Source organism: Vibrio sp. SS-MA-C1-2, assembly GCF_021513135.1.
In the GTDB taxonomy this organism is placed as follows: domain Bacteria; phylum Pseudomonadota; class Gammaproteobacteria; order Enterobacterales; family Vibrionaceae.
On record NZ_CP090981.1, the window covers coordinates 642,207 to 660,807 of the forward strand.

At 41.3% G+C, this 18,601-nt stretch carries 15 protein-coding genes and 1 pseudogene; 8 read left to right on the top strand and 8 right to left on the bottom strand.

Features of this window, described 5'->3' with window-relative positions:
* Positions 1–2: 2 nt before the first annotated feature.
* Positions 3–758 carry a class I SAM-dependent methyltransferase gene (locus L0B53_RS07535; RefSeq protein ID WP_235061510.1) on the bottom strand — a complete coding sequence of 252 codons (756 nt, stop codon included), beginning with the start codon at positions 756–758 and terminating at the stop codon, positions 3–5.
* 330 nt (positions 759–1,088) lie between these two features.
* Here L0B53_RS07535 and asnC point away from each other — a divergent pair, with 330 nt between their 5' ends.
* Positions 1,089–1,550: a transcriptional regulator AsnC gene (gene asnC / locus L0B53_RS07540; RefSeq protein WP_235062197.1), complete on the top strand. Its 462-nt coding sequence runs from the start codon at positions 1,089–1,091 to the stop codon at positions 1,548–1,550.
* A gap of 119 nt (positions 1,551–1,669) precedes the next feature.
* On the opposite strand, the pseudogene plsB reads toward asnC, so the two are convergent.
* A pseudogene (gene plsB, locus L0B53_RS07545) lies at positions 1,670–4,176 on the bottom strand (glycerol-3-phosphate 1-O-acyltransferase PlsB).
* Positions 4,177–4,393: 217 nt separating this feature from the next.
* Here plsB and lexA point away from each other — a divergent pair.
* Together lexA and dinF are read left to right on the top strand one after the other, a co-directional pair.
* On the top strand, positions 4,394–5,014 hold the full coding sequence (lexA, locus tag L0B53_RS07550) for a transcriptional repressor LexA (protein ID WP_235061511.1): 621 nt from the start codon (positions 4,394–4,396) through the stop codon (positions 5,012–5,014).
* A gap of 277 nt (positions 5,015–5,291) precedes the next feature.
* Positions 5,292–6,626 carry an MATE family efflux transporter DinF gene (gene dinF, locus L0B53_RS07555; protein WP_235061512.1) on the top strand — a complete coding sequence of 445 codons (1,335 nt, stop codon included), beginning with the start codon at positions 5,292–5,294 and terminating at the stop codon, positions 6,624–6,626.
* Between the two features lie 163 nt (positions 6,627–6,789).
* Here dinF and gppA read toward each other — a convergent pair whose 3' ends face one another.
* Together gppA and rhlB are read right to left on the bottom strand one after the other, a co-directional pair.
* Entirely contained in the window at positions 6,790–8,271 is a 1,482-nt protein-coding gene (gene gppA / locus L0B53_RS07560) for a guanosine-5'-triphosphate,3'-diphosphate diphosphatase (protein ID WP_235061513.1), read from the bottom strand.
* Between the two features lie 8 nt (positions 8,272–8,279).
* Positions 8,280–9,572, bottom strand: a complete 1,293-nt coding sequence (rhlB, locus tag L0B53_RS07565; RefSeq protein WP_235061514.1) for an ATP-dependent RNA helicase RhlB — start codon at positions 9,570–9,572, stop codon at positions 8,280–8,282.
* 113 nt (positions 9,573–9,685) lie between these two features.
* Here rhlB and trxA point away from each other — a divergent pair, with 113 nt between their 5' ends.
* The 5 genes from trxA (at position 9,686) to fre (ending at position 14,310) form a co-directional block, all read left to right on the top strand.
* Positions 9,686–10,012: a thioredoxin TrxA gene (gene trxA, locus L0B53_RS07570; RefSeq protein WP_235061515.1), complete on the top strand. Its 327-nt coding sequence runs from the start codon at positions 9,686–9,688 to the stop codon at positions 10,010–10,012.
* A gap of 201 nt (positions 10,013–10,213) precedes the next feature.
* Positions 10,214–11,473, top strand: coding sequence for a transcription termination factor Rho (rho, locus tag L0B53_RS07575; protein WP_235062198.1), 1,260 nt, complete (start codon positions 10,214–10,216; stop codon positions 11,471–11,473).
* A gap of 257 nt (positions 11,474–11,730) precedes the next feature.
* A complete protein-coding gene (gene ubiD / locus L0B53_RS07580) occupies positions 11,731–13,200 on the top strand; it encodes a 4-hydroxy-3-polyprenylbenzoate decarboxylase (RefSeq protein WP_235061516.1) in 1,470 nt (489 codons plus the stop codon).
* Positions 13,201–13,259: 59 nt separating this feature from the next.
* A complete protein-coding gene (locus L0B53_RS07585) occupies positions 13,260–13,502 on the top strand; it encodes a 2Fe-2S iron-sulfur cluster-binding protein (RefSeq protein ID WP_235062199.1) in 243 nt (80 codons plus the stop codon).
* Between the two features lie 97 nt (positions 13,503–13,599).
* Entirely contained in the window at positions 13,600–14,310 is a 711-nt protein-coding gene (gene fre, locus L0B53_RS07590) for an NAD(P)H-flavin reductase (protein ID WP_235061517.1), read from the top strand.
* A gap of 92 nt (positions 14,311–14,402) precedes the next feature.
* Here the strand turns inward: fre and L0B53_RS07595 are convergent, their stop codons facing one another.
* Genes L0B53_RS07595 through hemC form a run of 4 tightly spaced genes read right to left on the bottom strand, consistent with a single transcriptional unit; the run spans position 14,403 to position 18,597 of the window.
* Positions 14,403–15,584 (bottom strand): heme biosynthesis HemY N-terminal domain-containing protein, encoded by a 1,182-nt coding sequence (locus L0B53_RS07595; protein ID WP_235061518.1) that lies wholly within the window; start codon positions 15,582–15,584, stop codon positions 14,403–14,405.
* Positions 15,581–16,900, bottom strand: coding sequence for a uroporphyrinogen-III C-methyltransferase (locus L0B53_RS07600; protein ID WP_235061519.1), 1,320 nt, complete (start codon positions 16,898–16,900; stop codon positions 15,581–15,583). The genes L0B53_RS07595 and L0B53_RS07600 overlap by 4 nt, the downstream gene beginning before the upstream one ends.
* Positions 16,897–17,658, bottom strand: coding sequence for a uroporphyrinogen-III synthase (locus L0B53_RS07605; RefSeq protein ID WP_235061520.1), 762 nt, complete (start codon positions 17,656–17,658; stop codon positions 16,897–16,899). The genes L0B53_RS07600 and L0B53_RS07605 overlap by 4 nt, the downstream gene beginning before the upstream one ends.
* A gap of 6 nt (positions 17,659–17,664) precedes the next feature.
* Positions 17,665–18,597 carry a hydroxymethylbilane synthase gene (gene hemC / locus L0B53_RS07610; protein WP_235061521.1) on the bottom strand — a complete coding sequence of 311 codons (933 nt, stop codon included), beginning with the start codon at positions 18,595–18,597 and terminating at the stop codon, positions 17,665–17,667.
* Between the last annotated feature and the right edge of the window lie 4 nt (positions 18,598–18,601).

The following is an 18,601-nucleotide window of genomic DNA, read 5'->3' on the forward strand; positions in this document are numbered from 1 at the left end:
TTCTATTTCATTGCACTATTTACATAGATATCAAAGCGGTTCTTTTTAGTTGCAATAACCGTTGATGGCTGAATGTTGGCTAAGGGTTCAGCATAATCAGGGCGTTTAACCACGACGCGTTTTGTGGCTAATTTCAATGCAGGTTCCAGTAGCCCATCGGCGTCAAGATCCGCACCCACTAAGGTTTGAAATACCCGCATCTCTTTTTTTACTAATGCTGACTTTTTCTTATGGGGATACATAGGATCAAGATAGATAACATCGGGCTTATCATCATGCTCTTTTAGCTGCTCAAGGCTAGAAACATGAAGTAGAGAGACACGCTCTCTGACCCATGAACCGATTTCTGGATCGTCTTTGGCTCGTCGTAATCCATCATCCAACAGTGCCGCAACAACAGGATGACGTTCAAACATCTGCACTTTACAGCCGAGGGAAGCAAGAACAAAAGCATCTCGACCTAAGCCTGCTGTGCCATCTAATACCGTTGGAACCACGCCATTTTTTAATCCAACCGCTTTAGCAATGGCTTGACCTTTACCGCCACCAAACTTACGTCGATGATTTGATGCACCAGAAACCCAATCAACAAATATCGCACCGAGTTTAGGCTCATCTAACTTTTGTAGTTCAAGGTGAGTTGGAGTTAATACTAAGGCAAAATCATTGGTTTCATCATCGACAAGTTGCCAACGTTCAGCAAGTTGTTCGAGCTGTTGTTGATGCTCTGGTTGTTGACTAATAAGGCGGATCTGCACAAAAAACTCCAATTAAGATCAAGACAGAAACGATTATATACCCAAAGTAATTGGAGTTGCTAGTAGGCTGCAAGTGAATGAGGCCCCATGAGTATAATGTGCTATATGATTGGGGCGAATGAGCGACGCCAACAACCTAGCAACTTCAAGTAAAAAGGGTATAGCATTAATTACCATTGTGGGTGATATCCATACTATGGTGCTTGATGAGTAAGCTTATTGGGTTTTGTAAGATATTTAAGATGCTTTAAGATAAATTGTGTTTATCCCTTCCGTTATCTCTGTTAGCTTTAAACATTACAGCAGATAAAAAATGGATTGAAAATGGCGATGGATAGCGAGTACAAAATAGATGATTTAGACCGACAGATTTTACAAGCTTTAATCGATGATGCTCGAACACCTTATGCTGAACTTGGTAAGCGGTTTCATGTTAGCCCTGCTACTGTCCATGCTCGTGTTGAAAAAATGCGTTCAGCAGATATTATTGAACGAACTAATATCGTCGTTAATGAGAAAAAGCTCGGTTATGATGTCTGTTGTTTTATTGGTATTAATTTAAACTCTGCTCGTGATTATCAATCTGCTATTGATAAGTTGAATCAACTCGATGAAGTGGTGGAAGCTTACTATACCACTGGCGCTTATAATATTTTCGTCAAATTAATGTGTCGCTCTATTGAGGAGTTACAAGCGGTATTAATCGATAAATTACAAGTGATAAAAGAGGTGCAATCTACCGAAACACTTATCTCTTTACAGAATCCAATTAAACGTAGTGTTCATCCATAACTGCTGAGGTTTGTTGCTGGCTTAAAGCGGCTAAATGGTGATTTTTTCTTTTAAAAAAAGAGCTAAAAGATTGACTCTTATAGCTCTTTTTTTGACTAATAACGTTACGTTAAATTACGTTATTTATCTGCTTTTTCTCGCTCTTTCTTTTCAAGTTTGTCTTTCTCAAGTTCTTCTTGTTCTATCTCTTTACGGTTCATGACAGCATGGATAGTAAGTTTTATTTCAGGAGAGATAAGGTCAGCTAAAATTGGCAGAATCGTATCCACTTTTTTACTGACTATATCATTATCTTCTGTGATGTATCCTTCTTCTCTTTGTGTATTGATGAGGAGTGAGAATACCGCCTTATCAAAGAACTCTGGCGCATTAATACCATGTAAACGACTTAAACGCTGGGCGAGAACAAGGCTTTCATTGGTGAACTCTTTGCGAGAGAGTGTTGGCTTGGTTTTGAGTAATACAAACCCGATATTATAACGTTGTAAAGTCTCGTTAATGGTGGCGCCAAGAAGTTGAACGGTACCGATATTGGCTCTGTTCATCGCAATTTTGTCGCCATTTTGCCACAATAATTCTTGGGTAATTAACTCATCAATATAGTGATCTACGACACTTTCAAGTTGCTCTTTTTCAACATTTAAGAATAATTCCGCCTTTACAAATGGATAGAGTAAAGAGACCTGCTGTTGAATCTCAGCGCGACTTAATTCGTCATGGGAGATAATAATACGAGCAATTAATGACGGCAGTGCAAATAGGTGGATAATATTATTACGGTAATAAGTCATTAAGATCGATTGGTGACGATCCAGTGAATAAATATCCCCAAGAGAATCGTGCTCAACGACAAATTTATCCATACCCGTCGCATGCTTAACTAACTCTTCAGCACTCCCTTCAGGAATCGTCACATTATTAGAGTAAGAGACATTTTTGAGTAGTTTTAGATAGCAATCGACTTGTTCAATCAACTCTTCTTTACTTAACGCTCGCTGACGAGAAGAGAGAATAGCCAAGGCGGTTAATGTCAGTGCATTTGCTGCTGCTGCGTCATTAATATGGGTCATCATTTTAACCGCAAGATCATTAACGACAGGGTTTAACCATGTTGGTTTTTGCGGCTCAATAGGATTAATGTCATTGTTCCAATCTGGCGCATTTTTATTGAGGTAATGGTTAACTGAGATTGGCTCACCAAAGTTCACGTAGCCTTGTCCCAAGTTTCTTAATTTACGAATGGTACGAAAAACTTGGCCTAGATTCTCTTTCTCTTTTTTCTTACCTTGTAGCTCTTTGGCGTAAGTAGAGACTTCCATTACATGTTCATAGCCGATATAGACTGGGACCAATGTGACAGGGCGATTTAAGCCTCGTAACATCGCTTGGATTGTCATCGACAACATACCCGTTTTGGCAGGAAGTAAACGGCCGGTACGTGAACGCCCCCCTTCACTAAAGTACTCAACAGAGTAACCTTTGGTGAAAAGTTCGGCTAGATATTCACGAAATACCGTTGAATAAAGCTTATTGCCTTTAAATGTTCGACGAATAAAGAATGCGCCACCACGACGGAAAATTTGTCCGGCAGGGAAGAAGTTTAAGTTAATTCCTGCAGCAATATGGGGAGGAACAAGTCCTTCTTCAGAAAGAATATAAGAGAGTAGTAGATAGTCCATGTGGCTACGGTGACACGGCACATAAACGATTTCGTGACCATCTTGTGCCAGACGACGAACTTGTTCAGCGTTGTTAACATTAATCCCTTGATAGAGACGGTTCCACAACCAACCTAAAATACGAGAACCATAACGGATCAAGGTATAAGAGAAATCAGTGGCGATCTCTTCCATCATTCCATGAGCTTCTTTACGTACTTTCTCTTCTGGTACGCCACGAGATTTTGCTTCATCTTTGACGACTTTATCAATTGCTTTTGAGTCAAGAAGGCGCTCAAATAGTGCTTGACGATCAGGTAGTTTAGGGCCTGCTGCCGCAAGTTGTTGACGAGAAAAGTGAATTTGAGCCACACGAGCTAGTTTGTTGGCAATAGACTCGTCAGTACCGTGACTATCAGCCATATAGCGCAATGAAACTGGTGGGCTTAAACGGACGACTGAATCTCGGCCTAAGGTTAATATTGCCCAGAACTTTTCAATCCCATTGAGCGCTCGAAGTCGTGGTGCTGGATTTGATTCATGGCCAGGTTTTCTTCCCCACAAGATTGAGGTAGGGACAAGTTGAATATCCAATTCAGGATCTAATTGATGGTAATCGAGTAGCTGACCAAAAATCTGCTTTGACTCTTTTGGCAGCTGTTTGTCGGTACCAAAAATACTCGGGCCATTCGCAATGAAGACATAACGTGGCAGTGACTGTTCACCAATGACAATTGGAGTCAAAGGATCCGGTAATCCCAATATCTTAGCTTTTTTTGCAAAGCCAAAAGATCGGTGGGGGAGTTAAAAGGCAAAGCATAAACAATCGGCCGCGAAAGATCTAACCCGAGATCAGCAATTGGATCAGCAGGGATAGGTTTGCTTTTAACCATCAATGATAAGGGCAGATTTAATAGCGGAAAATAGATCTTCTGCCAAAGAGATAGCTCATGTTTGGGTTGCGGCATGATTTTTGTTTTACCTTTTATATTCTTATATTTTCATTTCAAGGATATCAGAAAACGACTAACACATTGCAGCATAATTGGCTTAATTTTCTTAATTTCCACAACTAGATCACAACCAAGTTTAGTTAACTTGAATAAATAATCGACGATAGCGCTTTTCAATAACAGTAATACTGGATATACTCACAAGTAACTGTATAAAAAAACAGGTGAAGTGATGAAGCCATTAACCCCAAGACAGCAACAAGTTTTTGATTTAATCAAAGCAAAAATTGATTTTTCTGGAATGCCACCAACTCGTGCAGAAATTGCTAAAGAGTTGGGTTTTCGTTCAGCGAATGCAGCTGAAGAACATTTAAAAGCCCTTGCTCGCAAAGGCGCGATTGAAATTATTCCCGGCGCATCTCGTGGTTTGCGTTTATTGATTGATAATGAGGTTGCAGAACCCGAAGGCTTACCATTAATTGGTAAAGTTGCCGCAGGTGAGCCAATTTTAGCTCAAGAGCATGTAGAAGCGCATTATCAAGTTGATCCAAACTTATTTAAGCGTAGTGCAGATTTTCTATTACGTGTAAATGGAATGAGTATGAAGGATATTGGGATTATGGATGGTGACCTGCTTGCTGTACATAAAACTCAAGAGTTTCACAATGGCCAAGTTGTTATTGCCCGTTTAGATGAAGAGGTTACGGTAAAACGTATTGAGCAAAAAGGGCAAATAGTCTATCTTCATGCTGAAAACCCTGAGTTTGATCCGATTGTCGTTGATCTTGCTAATGAACCTTTCACTATTGAAGGTTTAGCCGTTGGTGTTATTCGCAATGCAGATTGGATGTAAGACGCTGAATTACAGTTTACAGTTAGCGTTATGGCATTTGTAAATTATTCTGGGTAACTGGCGAGTAATATCAATTCACTAGAATATAATCATGCTGTCTCACTGCTCTATTTTAGAGTAGTTAGGCAGTATTTTTTTTGTCTGTTTTTAAATTCTTAGTGTTCTATACCCAAAGTAAGAAGGGTATATCCCCCAAATGATTAGCGTGGTTAGTCGGTAAACTAGCGATATCAACAACCGAACAGTTTTAAGTATGAATGGGAGTGTTTAAGTAAATATGATCTCTGTTATTAAAGACATTAAATTGCACCGCCATGTTTTTTCCCTTGCTCTTCCAATGGTGTTGTCCAATATTACGGTTCCACTTTTGTCATTAGTGGATGCGGCGGTGATTGGTCATCTTGATAAATCTTGGTATCTCGGTGGCGTCGCGATTGGCGGTTCGATGATCAGCATGGTCTTTATGTTGCTGCTCTTTTTACGCATGGCAACAACAGGATTAACCGCTCAAGCTTTTGGACGAAAAAACAGTCAACAGATAGCCGTGATGTTGCTGCAAGGTGTCACGTTAGCGTGGATTTTAGCTGGGATCTTATTGTTGATACATCAACCTTTAAGCCAGCTTATTTTCTCTTTGAGCAATGCCAGTGAACAAGTGATCTTTTATGGTCAACAATATTTTGAAGTTCGGATCTGGAGTGCTCCCGCCGCACTTGCCAATTTAGTGATTATGGGGTGGTTGTTGGGAACTCAAAACTCTCGCTACCCTATGTGGTTGCTGATTTTTACTAATTTAGTCAATATTCTTCTCGATCTATTGTTTGTGATGGGATTTGGCTGGCAAGTGAAAGGTGCTGCTTTTGCTTCTGTGATTGCGGATTACAGTAGCTTTGGTTTAGGGCTCTGGTTTGTCGCAAAACAATGGAGAAATTTAAGTCTACCTTCATGGAAAAAGCAAATTTCTGCGATATTTACTAATATTGGACAGCTACTTCATCTCAATAAAAATATCATGCTACGTAGTCTCTGCTTACAAGTTGTTTTTGCTTTTATGGCATTTCAAGGGGCGGCGTTAGGGGATGATATTGTGGCAGCAAATGCGGTATTAATGAGCTTTTTGATGATGATATCTTATGCTATGGATGGTTTTGCTTATGCGATGGAAGCGATGGTGGGCAATGCCGTCGGCGCTAAAAATAAGAATCAATTAATCCGTGTGATGCAGAGCAGTACTTTTTTGTGTTTGATTATCTGTTTAGTGATGAGTGTGATTTTCTTTATTTTTGGTGATCAGCTGATTGGTTTGATTTCAAATATTGCTGAAGTGCGGCATGATGCAGCGATTTACTTGCCTTGGTTAGCGATTTTACCTTTGGTATCTATGTGGTGCTTTTTGCTCGATGGTATTTTTGTGGGAGCTGCAAAAGGAAAAGAGATGCGAAATAGCATGTTTATTGCCACGATAAGCTTTTTTATTGGTTGGTGGTTATTGCAAGGGTTTGGTAATCATGCCCTTTGGTCTGGCATGTTGATCTTTATGGCGATGCGAGGAGTGACATTGGGGGGCGAGTTTTATCGTCAGTGGCAGACTGGACGTTTTATCGCAGAATAAATCTGATTAAAGCATTGATAATTTAAAGCTGATAACTAAGAACTAAATATAGAAAGTTGAGAACAGAATATATCTTTTCATAAGATATTATTTCCTGTTCTCGACTCTTTTTTTATTAACGGACTGACAGTGGTTAAATGTGACTAATTGGTCATCATTAACGTTAACTTGTGATAGTCAACTCCCATCCTAAGTCTGTCATTCGGTCTAACTCTAATTCTAACTCTGCATTCATTAACGGATTATTTGCCAACCAAGTCTCTGGTAGCGTTATTTGCATCTGTTCACCGACGGTTTTTATGGTCACCTTCGGTAATTTATCCTTATCTCGACGATGAGATAAAATAACAGACAGACGCAGTAGTTGAAGAATACGGTCGGCACTTAGCTTTGATATCGCATGCTGATTAGGAAGAGGAGTAAAACTCTCCCTATAGCGACGAAGTAGCTCAGCTAAGAGCATTTTTTGAGCTTGAGTAAAGCCGGGTAAATCTAAGTGTTTAATCAAGTAAGCGCTGTGTTCACCATCATTTTTATAGCTGATGTTCATTCCAATTTCATGGAGAAGTGCAGCGGCATGAAGAAGACTGGCACCTTGAGATTCAGGGATCCACTCTTCTTCGCATTGCTTTAATAGTGCCTGACTAAAATTAGAAACCAACTCACCATATTGACTGTCGAGCTGATAGCGTTGTTGTAAGCTGGTTAATGTTCGCTGGCAGATATCTTGATGACGCATATCAGAAATCATCTCATAGACGATCCCTTCACGAATCGCACCGCCAGCGAGTGTCATTGCATTTATCTCAAATGTCTCGAAAATAGCAATCAAAATAGAAAGACCACTTGGGAAAACTAACGCACGCTCTAACGTTAGTCCTTCAATATCAAGTTCTAATAACTGCTCATACTCCATCGCTTGACGTTGTAGACGATAGAGTTTTTTCAGGGTGATAATTTCATCCATCCCTTGAGCGAGCATTATTTCCTGCAGTGCTTGTACCGTTCCACTTGCACCGATACAGACATCCCAACCTAATGAGGTATATTCAGAAACAATCGGTTGTAACACCTTTTTTGCCGCCGTAATAGCACGTTCAAAATTCTCTTTGGTTAGTCGTTGGTCGTTAAAGTACTGCTCAAGCCAAGTCACACAGCCCATATGGAGACTGTTGAGCGCTTCAGCTTGAAAGCCTTTACCAATGATTAACTCTGTACTCGCACCACCGATATCGACGACAAATCGGTTATCTTTACCACCAGATGTATGCGCCACCCCTTGGTAGATCATACGTGCCTCTTCTTTACCTGGGATCACATTAATTTTATGTCCCAAGATCTCTTCAGCAGGCTCGATAAATTGTTCAATATTGGTTGCGGTTCTCATCGCAGCCGTACCAACAATTTGAATATTTTCTGATGGTATATCTTGCAGACGTTCTGCAAATAGGCGTAAACAGTGCCAGCCTCGTTGCATTGCTTCTTCGCTAAGTTGGTTCTTACTATCTAGTCCCGCCGCTAAACGGACTTTACGTTTTATTTTTGCAACAGTTTGAATGCTGCCATAAACCTGACGTACCACAAGCATGTGGAAACTATTTGAGCCTAAATCGATGGCAACATAGAGAGAAGGAGACGTCTGCATATAATCACTTACTTATTAGCGTTGTTGTGGCGCGGCTGACGACCACGGTTTTGTGAACGTGGATTATTAGAACGACGTTGCGTATTTGGTCCACGACGACGTTGAAGACGCAGTGGAGCCGGTAAATCGTCTAATAAAGCCGATGAATTATAGCCTGATACCGCAACAGTATGCCCAATATAGGCTTCAATTGCTGGAAGGTTCAGTGCATATTGCTCACAAGCAAAGCTGATTGAGTGTCCACTTGCGCCTGCTCGACCTGTACGACCAATACGGTGAACGTAATCTTCACAGTCATCAGGTAGGTCATAGTTAAAGACGTGAGTTACCTGTGGAATATGAAGACCACGAGCGGCAACATCGGTTGCTACAAGAATATCTAAATCACCTTTAGTGAACTGCTCTAAGACGCGTACACGCTTCTTCTGAGGTACATCACCAGTTAGTAGACCAACGCGGTGCCCATCAGCGGCAAGGTGTCCCCATACGCTTTCACAAACATGTTTGGTGTTAGCAAAAACAATCGCTCGATCTGGCCACTCTTCTTCAATCAGTGTTTGCAGTAGACGCATCTTCTCATTGTTTGATGGGTGGAACAGCTCTTCTTGGATTCGGTGTCCTGTTTTTTGCTCAGGTTCAACTTCCACATGCTCTGGCTCGTTCATGTGCTCAAACGCTAACTCTTGCACTCGGTAAGAGAGGGTTGCAGAGAACATCATGCTTAGACGTTGCTTCGGTTCTGGCATACGACGGAACAAGAAACGAATATCTTTAATGAAGCCAAGATCAAACATACGGTCAGCTTCATCAAGAATAACCGCTTGAATCGCTTTTAGATCGAAAACACCTTTTTTGAAGAAATCGATAATACGACCAGTTGTACCAATTAAGATATCGACGCCGTCTTGTAATTTCTTCTGCTGTTTTTCGTAATCTTCGCCGCCGTAAGCTAAACCTGCTTTTAAACCGGTCGATTCTAATAACGGAGCTGCATCATTATAGATCTGAATCGCAAGTTCACGAGTCGGAGCCATAATAATTGCGCGCGGTTGATTATCCTTGCGACTTTCATCTGCTGGATGAGTCAATAAATGGTTAAAAGTAGCAGTAAGGAAGGCTAAAGTCTTCCCAGTTCCCGTTTGGGCCTGTCCTGCGATGTCTTGGCCAGCGAGCAGTACTGGCAATGCTAAGGCTTGAATCGGGGTGCAATTATGGTACCCTTTTGACTCTAAGCCCTTTAAAACTAAAGGATTTAACCCTAGTTCAGCAAACTTTTGCTCTGTGATGTGTGTGTTTTTCATTTATATAGAATATCAGCTTAGACTTGCAATACGAAACTGAATCATTTGAAATAGGGGAACAAATTGCTAGATAATCATAAAATAGTATCTTAAAACACACATTGGAGTGGAAAATGAGCGACAATATTGTACATCTAACTGATGATAGTTTTGAAAACGATGTGATCAAAGCTGAAGGACCAGTACTAGTAGATTTTTGGGCGGAGTGGTGTGGCCCTTGTAAAATGATTGCTCCTATTTTGGATGAAATCGTAGAAGAGTACGCAGGTAAATTGACAGTAGCTAAACTGAATATTGACCAAAATAGTGCAACAGCACCTAAATTTGGAATTCGTGGAATTCCAACGCTATTGTTATTTAAAGATGGCAGTGTTGCAGCAACGAAAGTTGGTGCGTTATCAAAAACTCAACTTAAAGAGTTTCTTGACGCAAACCTGTAACAAAAAGTGATAAAACCGTATGCAAAATTCCATTGTGTACGGTTTTATACACACAATGACTAGACGTTAGCCAATTTTGATGATAACTTGTTGCGCGTATTTTAGACGAAAACAGATAACACTTTCTTAACCCCATTCAGGGTTATATTTTTTCTTAACTTATATAGACCTCTTATCGTGACCGACAAAAAACCTACCACTATGAACCTAACAGAGTTAAAAAACCGTCAAGTTTCAAATTTAGTTGCACTTGGCGAAAGCTTGGGCTTAGAAAATTTGGCGCGCCTTAGAAAGCAAGACATCATTTTTTCCATTCTCAAGCAACATGCTAAGGGTGGTGAGGATATTTTTGGTGATGGTGTCTTAGAGATTCTTCAAGATGGTTTTGGTTTCTTACGTTCAGCAGATTGCTCTTACCTTGCTGGACCAGATGATATTTATGTTTCTCCAAGCCAAATTCGTCGTTTCAATTTACGTACTGGTGACAGCATTGCCGGGAAGATTCGTCCGCCAAAAGATGGTGAGCGCTATTTTGCCCTGCTAAAAGTGAATCAAGTTAACTTTGATAAGCCAGATAATGCACGTAACAAAATTTTATTTGAAAACTTAACTCCACTACATGCCAACGAGCGCATGGTGATGGAGCGTGGTAATGGTTCGACTGAAGATATTACCGCTCGAGTTTTAGACCTTGCTTCTCCAATTGGTAAAGGTCAACGTGGTCTGATTGTTGCTCCGCCAAAAGCGGGTAAGACCATGTTGCTACAGAATATCGCTCAAAGTATTGCTTATAACCACCCTGAGTGTGAGTTAATGGTATTACTTATCGATGAACGCCCAGAAGAAGTAACTGAAATGCAACGCCTTGTTAAAGGTGAAGTGGTTGCCTCTACGTTTGATGAGCCAGCATCTCGCCACGTACAAGTTGCTGAGATGGTTATCGAAAAAGCAAAACGTCTTGTTGAGCATAAGAAAGATGTAGTTATCCTTCTTGACTCCATCACCCGTCTTGCTCGCGCTTATAACACCGTTGTTCCTTCTTCAGGCAAGGTTCTAACTGGTGGTGTTGATGCAAATGCTCTACACCGTCCTAAGCGTTTCTTCGGTGCAGCACGTAATGTTGAAGAGGGTGGCAGCTTGACTATCATCGCAACAGCACTTGTTGATACCGGTTCTAAGATGGATGAAGTGATCTACGAAGAATTTAAAGGTACAGGTAATATGGAACTGCATCTTTCTCGTAAAATTGCTGAGAAGCGTGTCTTCCCTGCGATTGACTTTAACCGTTCTGGTACTCGTCGTGAAGAGCTACTGACTAAGTCAGATGAGCTACAGAAGATGTGGATCCTGCGTAAGATTGTTCACTCTATGGGTGAAATCGATTCAATGGAATTCTTACTAAGTAAGCTATCAATGACTAAAACAAATAATGAATTCTTTGACGCAATGCGCCGTCAGTAATCGTTATATTTAGGGCTAATTTAAACCTAAAATAGCCTTAATTTAAAACGCTACAATTTAACCAATTTGATTAACGATTTCGTTATTGAGTTGATTTAAATTGTGGCGTTTTTTGTTTTTGTGTCCTAAAAATTATGGGTAAAAGAGGAAAAAGACTTAAATAATCATTTTTCTTTACTAAATTCTGGTTATCAGGGCTGAACAAGGGTTAACAAAACGTTATACTGGTAAAAATTATTACGTTAATTGGCTAACTCATGAAATTCAGCGATTTGAGAGATTTTATCTCCTACCTTGAGACTAATGGGCAACTTAAGCGCATTAGTCAAGAGATTGACCCTCACCTTGAAATGACAGAGATCAGTGATCGTACCTTACGAGCTGGTGGACCGGCCCTGTTATTTGAAAACCCAAAGGGCTACAACATTCCCGTTTTAGCTAACCTATTCGGTACACCCGAGCGTGTTGCGATGGGGATGGGGCGTACTGAGGTAAAAGAGCTACGTGAAGTGGGCGAGCTATTGGCGTACTTGAAAGAACCTGAACCACCAAGCGGATTTCGTGATGCGGTAGATAAACTGCCCGTCTACAAGCAAGTTCTCAATATGCCTGTTAAGCGACTACGTAATGCCCCTTGCCAACAAATTGTATTGGAAGGCGATGACGTCGATCTTGATAAGCTCCCTGTTATGCATTGTTGGCCAGATGATGTTGCACCTCTTTTTACTTGGGGATTAACCGTCACTAAAGGGCCATTGAAAAAACGTCAAAATCTTGGTGTTTATCGTCAGCAGAAGTTGAGTAAGAATAAGATTATCATGCGTTGGCTTGCTCACCGTGGCGGCGCGCTTGATTTTCGTGAGTGGAAGCAAGAGCATCCGGGTGAAAAATTCCCTGTATCTATCGTCTTTGGTGCGGATCCTGCGACTATTTTAGGGGCAGTGACACCGGTGCCTGATACGCTTTCTGAATACGCATTTGCGGGTCTATTACGTGGCAGTAAGAGTGAAGTGGTCAAATCTATCTCCAATGATTTAGATGTTCCTGCTGGTGCTGAAATTGTCTTGGAAGGATATATCGATCCCGATGAGTTTGCGGATGAAGGACCTTATGGTGACCACACGGGTTACTATAACGAGATTGAGCAACATAACGTCTTTACCGTGACTCATATGACGATGCGAAAAGATCCTATCTATCACAGCACATATACAGGACGTCCACCGGATGAGCCTGCAGTATTAGGGGTGTCTCTTAATGAGGTTTTTGTCCCGATCTTAAAAAAACAATTCCCTGAGATTGTTGATTTCTACTTGCCACCTGAAGGTTGCTCTTATCGTATGGCGATTGTGACCATGAAGAAGCAGTATCCAGGGCATGCTAAGCGTGTGATGATGGGCGTTTGGTCTTTCTTGCGTCAGTTTATGTATACCAAATTTGTGATTGTTTGTGATGATGATGTTGATGCGCGTAACTGGCAAGATGTTATCTGGGCAATTACGACACGTATGGACCCAAGTCGTGATACCGTTTTGATTGATAATACACCGATTGATTCGCTCGACTTTGCTTCTCCAGTGGTTGGCCTAGGCTCTAAAATGGGGCTTGATGCAACCAGCAAAATTGGGACAGAAACCGATCGTGAATGGGGTATTCCTATTGTTAAAGATCCTGACGTAACAGCAAAAGTCGATGAAATGTGGAAAGATCTAGGGATTTTTGATTGAGCTATCAAGTCACATTGATCGGTCGTGAGCAAGATAGTACGACAGAGAAAGAGTTAGAAATAAGAACCGTTTTTAATGTATCGGAAGATCAGACTCTTCTTGATGCGGCATTAAATGCTGGGATTAATTGGCCAAACCGTTGCCAAATTGGTGCATGTGCCAGCTGTTTATGTCGGATGATTTCTGGTGAAGTTCACTACGATCTTGCGCCAGTATTAACGGAAAAAGAACAACAACAAGGATGGGTTATGGCTTGTTTAGCACAACCTAGAACAGACATTGAAGTCACTTTGCTAGATTAATATCTTCATTACTGTAGTAAGGCGAACACTGTAATAAGACTAATCGTTGCAGTAAGACTAAAAGTAGAGCGGTGGATTCTCCACCATTGAGGATGAAATGACTATTGAGTGTAAAGTAGAGCTAATTGAATCTTTAGCAAGTAATACCTATCGAATTATTTTGAAGCCAACAGAAGCGGTTTCGTTTAAAGCGGGACAGTATTTATTAGCGGTTTTAGGCGAGAAAGATAAACGTGCTTTCTCCATTGCAAATAGCCCGTGCCGTGAAGGTATCCTTGAGCTTCATATTGGTGCCGCTGATCATAACCCTTATGCACTCGAAGTGGTTGATAAAGCAAAACAGTGCTTAGAGAATGAAGAGCTTTTTGTTATTGACGGCCCTCATGGTAGTGCATGGTTAAAAGAGGAGAGTGATAAACCTCTTCTATTAATTGCAGGCGGTACTGGCTTCTCTTATGTTCGCAGCATTTTAGATCAGTGTGTGAGTCGAGGTTTAACTCAGCCCATTGCTGTTTACTGGGGCGGGCGTGATAGTTATCAGCTTTATGCAAGCAAAGAGCTACAGAGTATTGCTGATCAATACGATAATATTCAGTTTACTCCTGTGGTTGAAAACCCAGATTCTGAGTGGTCAGGTAAAGTGGGAAATGTACTAGAAGCGGTGATGGAAGATTTTGATTCACTGGCTGACCATGAGATCTACATTGCCGGTCGTTTTGAGATGGCGGGTGCAGCAAGAACGTTATTTACTGAGCAACGTAATGTCACTCGCGATCAGATATTCTCTGATGCATTCTCTTTTATTTAAGAATTAGCTTAGATGTTGAGATAAAAAAAGACATTAATTTCGATATAGAAGTTAATGTCTTTTTTATATAGATTAATGTATTAAATCATTCTTTAGCTGATTTTTTGCTGCATACCAATTCTTGATATTTCAGCGGCACCCTGCTTATCATCTAGCTTTTCTAATACGGTAGCTAGGCTGGCATAATCATTAAGATCGTGCCCAAGTTCGATCGCCTTCTCTAAGTTTGTTTTCGCTTCACCCCATTGACTCTCTTTCATATAAAGTAGAGCAAGAGAACGATAAGTCTCAATACTCTTCTCATCATACTTAAGCATTGCGGTAATACGCTGAATTAATGGATGGTAATCCTTTAAGTTTAATGATGCTGCAAGAGTGATTAGGCGCGGGTCGATAATCTTTTTCATGCTGTCACGAAGAATCATATACGCATCTTCATCTGCATCTCGTAATACCATTTGCTGAACAAATACGACGATAAGCTCAACATTATGACGCTTTTTACGAGGCAGATCGTTCCAGTAGCTTAATAAACCTGCACTACCAGATTGATGAGCTATTTGAGTCATCTTACCGCTGTATGCTTGCGTGCTAAGGGTTAGAGCTTCTTCTTGTGTTACTATTTGATTTTTCTCAAATGTTGGCAATGTTTCAATAACTGAACTCCAGTCTTCTAGCTGTAAGTAAACCTGTTTTAGTAGCTTTAGAATGATTGGATTTCTAACGTGATTGATTTTTAGTTCATTTAAGGTCGCTAATGCTTGCTCAAACTGGCTGTTGTCGATCTCTAATTGTGCGCGAGTTAATCCGACAGCAAGAATATTATTACCGCTCTGTTCAGACGCTAATTTTAGGTATTCATCGCGCTGGTAGACGTCACCACGACCTTGAGCAGCTTCTGCGGCAACAAGGTAATTAAGTAATGGAGCATCACTGTGAGAGGCTGATTTTGCTGTAAGTTTTTCTGCTTGTAGCCATTCACCTTCACGTAATTTCACCATGCCTAATGCGGTATTGGTTCTTGATTTACGTGCTTTACGACCAATAAACCAGCTACGAGTTGAACCACCGACAGAGAAAACCCGCTTCAGAATCCACTCTAAGACAAAAAGTGCAGCTAATAACGCTAAAATGAAAATCGCTAACGTTGTGACACTCATCTCAACGGTTTTATCTGCAATTGAGATAAGAACATAACCTTGATTACCGGCTATTTCAGGGGCGATCACTAAACCAGCAATGAGAGTTGCGACTAAGAGGAATAGTTTAATCATGCTGGATCCTCCGAGCTACCGATAGTGAGCACTTTATTGCGTAGACGTTGGCTGATAACGTCAGTAATAATTGGTTGGCTCTTTAGCTCAGTCGGGTAAGTTACTTGGATCTGCTGCTTCTCTAACTGTTCCAATGTTGCAATAAAGCTTTGGACTTTAGGATCATCTAAGTTGTAGAACTCTGATGCCCACTCTTTTGCCATGGTGAGTGATTGACGATAAAGGTCGCCTTGCTCACGGTACACAGACTTAATCGCCGTTTCTAACTTCGATTTTAGATTTTCTTGCAGATAGAAATCTTGTTTCGGAGAAAGCAGCGGTGTGACACTACCATCACGAGTTCGATAAGTGATGAAGCTGTCCATAAACTGTTTGGCTGAGGTTTGTAGGTTCTCTTTCCAATCTGCTGCTGATGTAGAAACAGCTTTATCTTCAGTCGCTAGAGCGTCAGGAAGAAGGACACTCTTCAGAGGTAAAGCATCAATCTCTTGCTCAAGACTACTTAAACGAAGCACTAAACCGTCACGGTCAATCACAGGAATTGCACGTAGCGTTGTGATGTCTGTAGCGAATGCTTGACGAAGATTAGTTAAGCTTGGATCATTAAGTTCAGCGATACGCTTGTCTGCGGCAAGAAGTAGTTGACTCGCGCTGGCTAAGTCATGCTCTAACCACAGTTTTCTGCCCGCCATTTTAACTAGATAATCTGACTCGGTTAGCAACCAATCACTTGGGCTATGGCCTTTAGATTCAGCAATGCTGCGCTGAATGCTAGCAATATCGGCTGATTGCTGTTCGATCACAACGCTATTTTTGGTTGTGCGTTCTGTTGAAGCGGCTAACGTATTTTGGGTCTGTTTTAAGCTTGAGCTCAACTGGCCATTTAGCTCACCTTTTAGCTGTGCTAACTCTTGTTTTAGTACCGATACCTGTTCTGCTTGAGCGGCTACTTGTTGTTGACCCAAGTAGTAAAGACCGCCACCAATCGCAATAGCAAGAGCGATAGCCACAATACTGAGTTTATTACCAGACTGTTTCGGTGCGGCAGGAGCGGTGGTCTTTGGTGTTGTTTTTGCTGTTGATGCTGCGGCACTTGATGACGGAGTCACCTTTGGAGTAACAGAATCTGTCTTAGTCTTGGCAGACTCGTTCACATTACTGTTTGGTTTATTCACAGCTTTAGTTGTCATCGATGAAGCTTTGTTAGATGGTGTAGAAGGCTTTTTGCCTTCTGGTTTATCTGTTTTTTTAATCGATGATGCTAGCTTATTATCTGCTTTCGCATCAGATTTGTTGGTATTTTTCGTATCAGTCATTCGATAATCCCATTCTGCTTATCATCACGTAATACGGTTATAAGCGTACTATTAGCAGCACTGCCAACCGAAGTTATTGAAGTAAAACCTAATTGTTTTGCTTGTTGTTTTATTCGCTCACTTGGAACATAAAGGCGACAACCGTGTAGCCATTGCTGTAACGCTGAGCTTAAGTTGCGATTAAGAAAAAGTAATTGTTCACCACTGGTTACGACAACCGTTTTTACCGATTGTTGCCAGTGTTGCGCTAATTGATCGAAATCTCTTTCTAACCATTTTCGTTGATAAGTTTCGCAATATTGAACATCAATTCCTTGTTCTTCTAGTTGCGTCTTAATTAGTTCTCTTCCACCGTTACCTCTTAAAATCAGGGCTTTTCCAGTGGTTGTATTTTTCAGTGCCGCTATCTCAAGTAACCCTTCGCTAGTCTGTTGCTGTTGAGGTGCAACGACCTTGCATTGAGTCATTTGAGAGAGTGCTTGTGCTGTTTTTTGGCCAACAGCATAGTAGTTTACCTCTGTCGGCCAACGGCTATTTTGACTTTTCAGCCAACTATCCGCTTCTTTGACTGCATTGACACTGACTGCGATCAGAAAATCTTTCGATCGTAATGTATCGAGTTGGGATTTTAACTGATTTAACGCTTTTCCGGGCATAATTGAGAACAGAGAGCAGTAGGTCGCGGGGATATTTTCTCGCTGCAACTCTGCAACTAACTTTTTTGCCTCAGATTTGGGACGCAGTATTAATACAGACATTATCAGTTATTCGTGTTCACTGTAGAGTTTTTCTAGGATCTCTTTGGCGCCATCAGCAAGTAGCTGTTTTGCTAATGTGACACCTAACTCTTCAGCATCTGCTTGTGCACCACGAATTTCACCGCGAACCATTTTGCTGCCATCGGGTTCACCGACGAGGGCGCGCAGCCAAATATCATCACCTTCTAATAGTGCATAGCTACCAATTGGAACTTGGCATCCACCTTCGAGTGTTAAGTTCATTGCTCGTTCAGCAAGAACACGGGTTGCTGTTTCTGTATCATTTAGCGGAGCTAATAGATCAATGATTCGCTGGTCATCTAGGCGGCATTCAATACCCACTGCGCCCTGACCAACGGCTGGAAGTGATACTTCTGGTGCTAGAGATGATTTGATGCGAGATTCAAACTCTAAACGTTTAAGTCCAGCGCAAGCCAAAATAATGGCATCGTATTGGCCTTCATCAAGCTTACGTAGACGAGTATTCACGTTGCCTCGAAGATCTTTGACAACTAAATCAGGGCGGAGTGCACGAATCTGACACTGACGACGCAGGCTTGATGTCCCAACCACGGCTCCTTCTGGAAGCTGGTCAAGGCTGTCATAGTTATTTGAAACGAAGGCATCACGTGGATCTTCACGCTCACAAATGGTGACAAGTCCTAACCCTTCAGGGAAATCGACAGGAACGTCTTTCATTGAGTGAACCGCAATATCGGCACGATCTTCTAACATTGCCACTTCAAGCTCTTTAACAAACAGCCCTTTACCGCCCACTTTTGCTAGAGGCGTATCAAGAATAATATCGCCTTTAGTGACCATTGGAACGAGTTCTACTGTGAGATCTGGATGAGCTTGTTCCAGTTTAGCTTTAACAAAATATGCTTGCCATAATGCCAATGGGCTTTTACGGGTTGCAATTCGAACTCGGTTTTCCATGATA

What these genes read in the sequence shown, in the direction of transcription:
- asnC (WP_235062197.1), top strand. Translation starts at nt 1,089, where the DNA reads ATGGATAGCGAGTACAAAATAGATGATTTAGACCGACAGATTTTACAA.
- lexA (WP_235061511.1), top strand. Translation starts at nt 4,394, where the DNA reads ATGAAGCCATTAACCCCAAGACAGCAACAAGTTTTTGATTTAATCAAA.
- dinF (WP_235061512.1), top strand. Translation starts at nt 5,292, where the DNA reads ATGATCTCTGTTATTAAAGACATTAAATTGCACCGCCATGTTTTTTCC.
- gppA (WP_235061513.1), bottom strand. Translation starts at nt 8,271, where the DNA reads ATGCAGACGTCTCCTTCTCTCTATGTTGCCATCGATTTAGGCTCAAAT.
- rhlB (WP_235061514.1), bottom strand. Translation starts at nt 9,572, where the DNA reads ATGAAAAACACACACATCACAGAGCAAAAGTTTGCTGAACTAGGGTTA.
- trxA (WP_235061515.1), top strand. Translation starts at nt 9,686, where the DNA reads ATGAGCGACAATATTGTACATCTAACTGATGATAGTTTTGAAAACGAT.
- rho (WP_235062198.1), top strand. Translation starts at nt 10,214, where the DNA reads ATGAACCTAACAGAGTTAAAAAACCGTCAAGTTTCAAATTTAGTTGCA.
- ubiD (WP_235061516.1), top strand. Translation starts at nt 11,731, where the DNA reads ATGAAATTCAGCGATTTGAGAGATTTTATCTCCTACCTTGAGACTAAT.
- fre (WP_235061517.1), top strand. Translation starts at nt 13,600, where the DNA reads ATGACTATTGAGTGTAAAGTAGAGCTAATTGAATCTTTAGCAAGTAAT.
- L0B53_RS07595 (WP_235061518.1), bottom strand. Translation starts at nt 15,584, where the DNA reads ATGATTAAACTATTCCTCTTAGTCGCAACTCTCATTGCTGGTTTAGTG.
- L0B53_RS07600 (WP_235061519.1), bottom strand. Translation starts at nt 16,900, where the DNA reads ATGACTGATACGAAAAATACCAACAAATCTGATGCGAAAGCAGATAAT.
- L0B53_RS07605 (WP_235061520.1), bottom strand. Translation starts at nt 17,658, where the DNA reads ATGTCTGTATTAATACTGCGTCCCAAATCTGAGGCAAAAAAGTTAGTT.
- hemC (WP_235061521.1), bottom strand. Translation starts at nt 18,597, where the DNA reads ATGGAAAACCGAGTTCGAATTGCAACCCGTAAAAGCCCATTGGCATTA.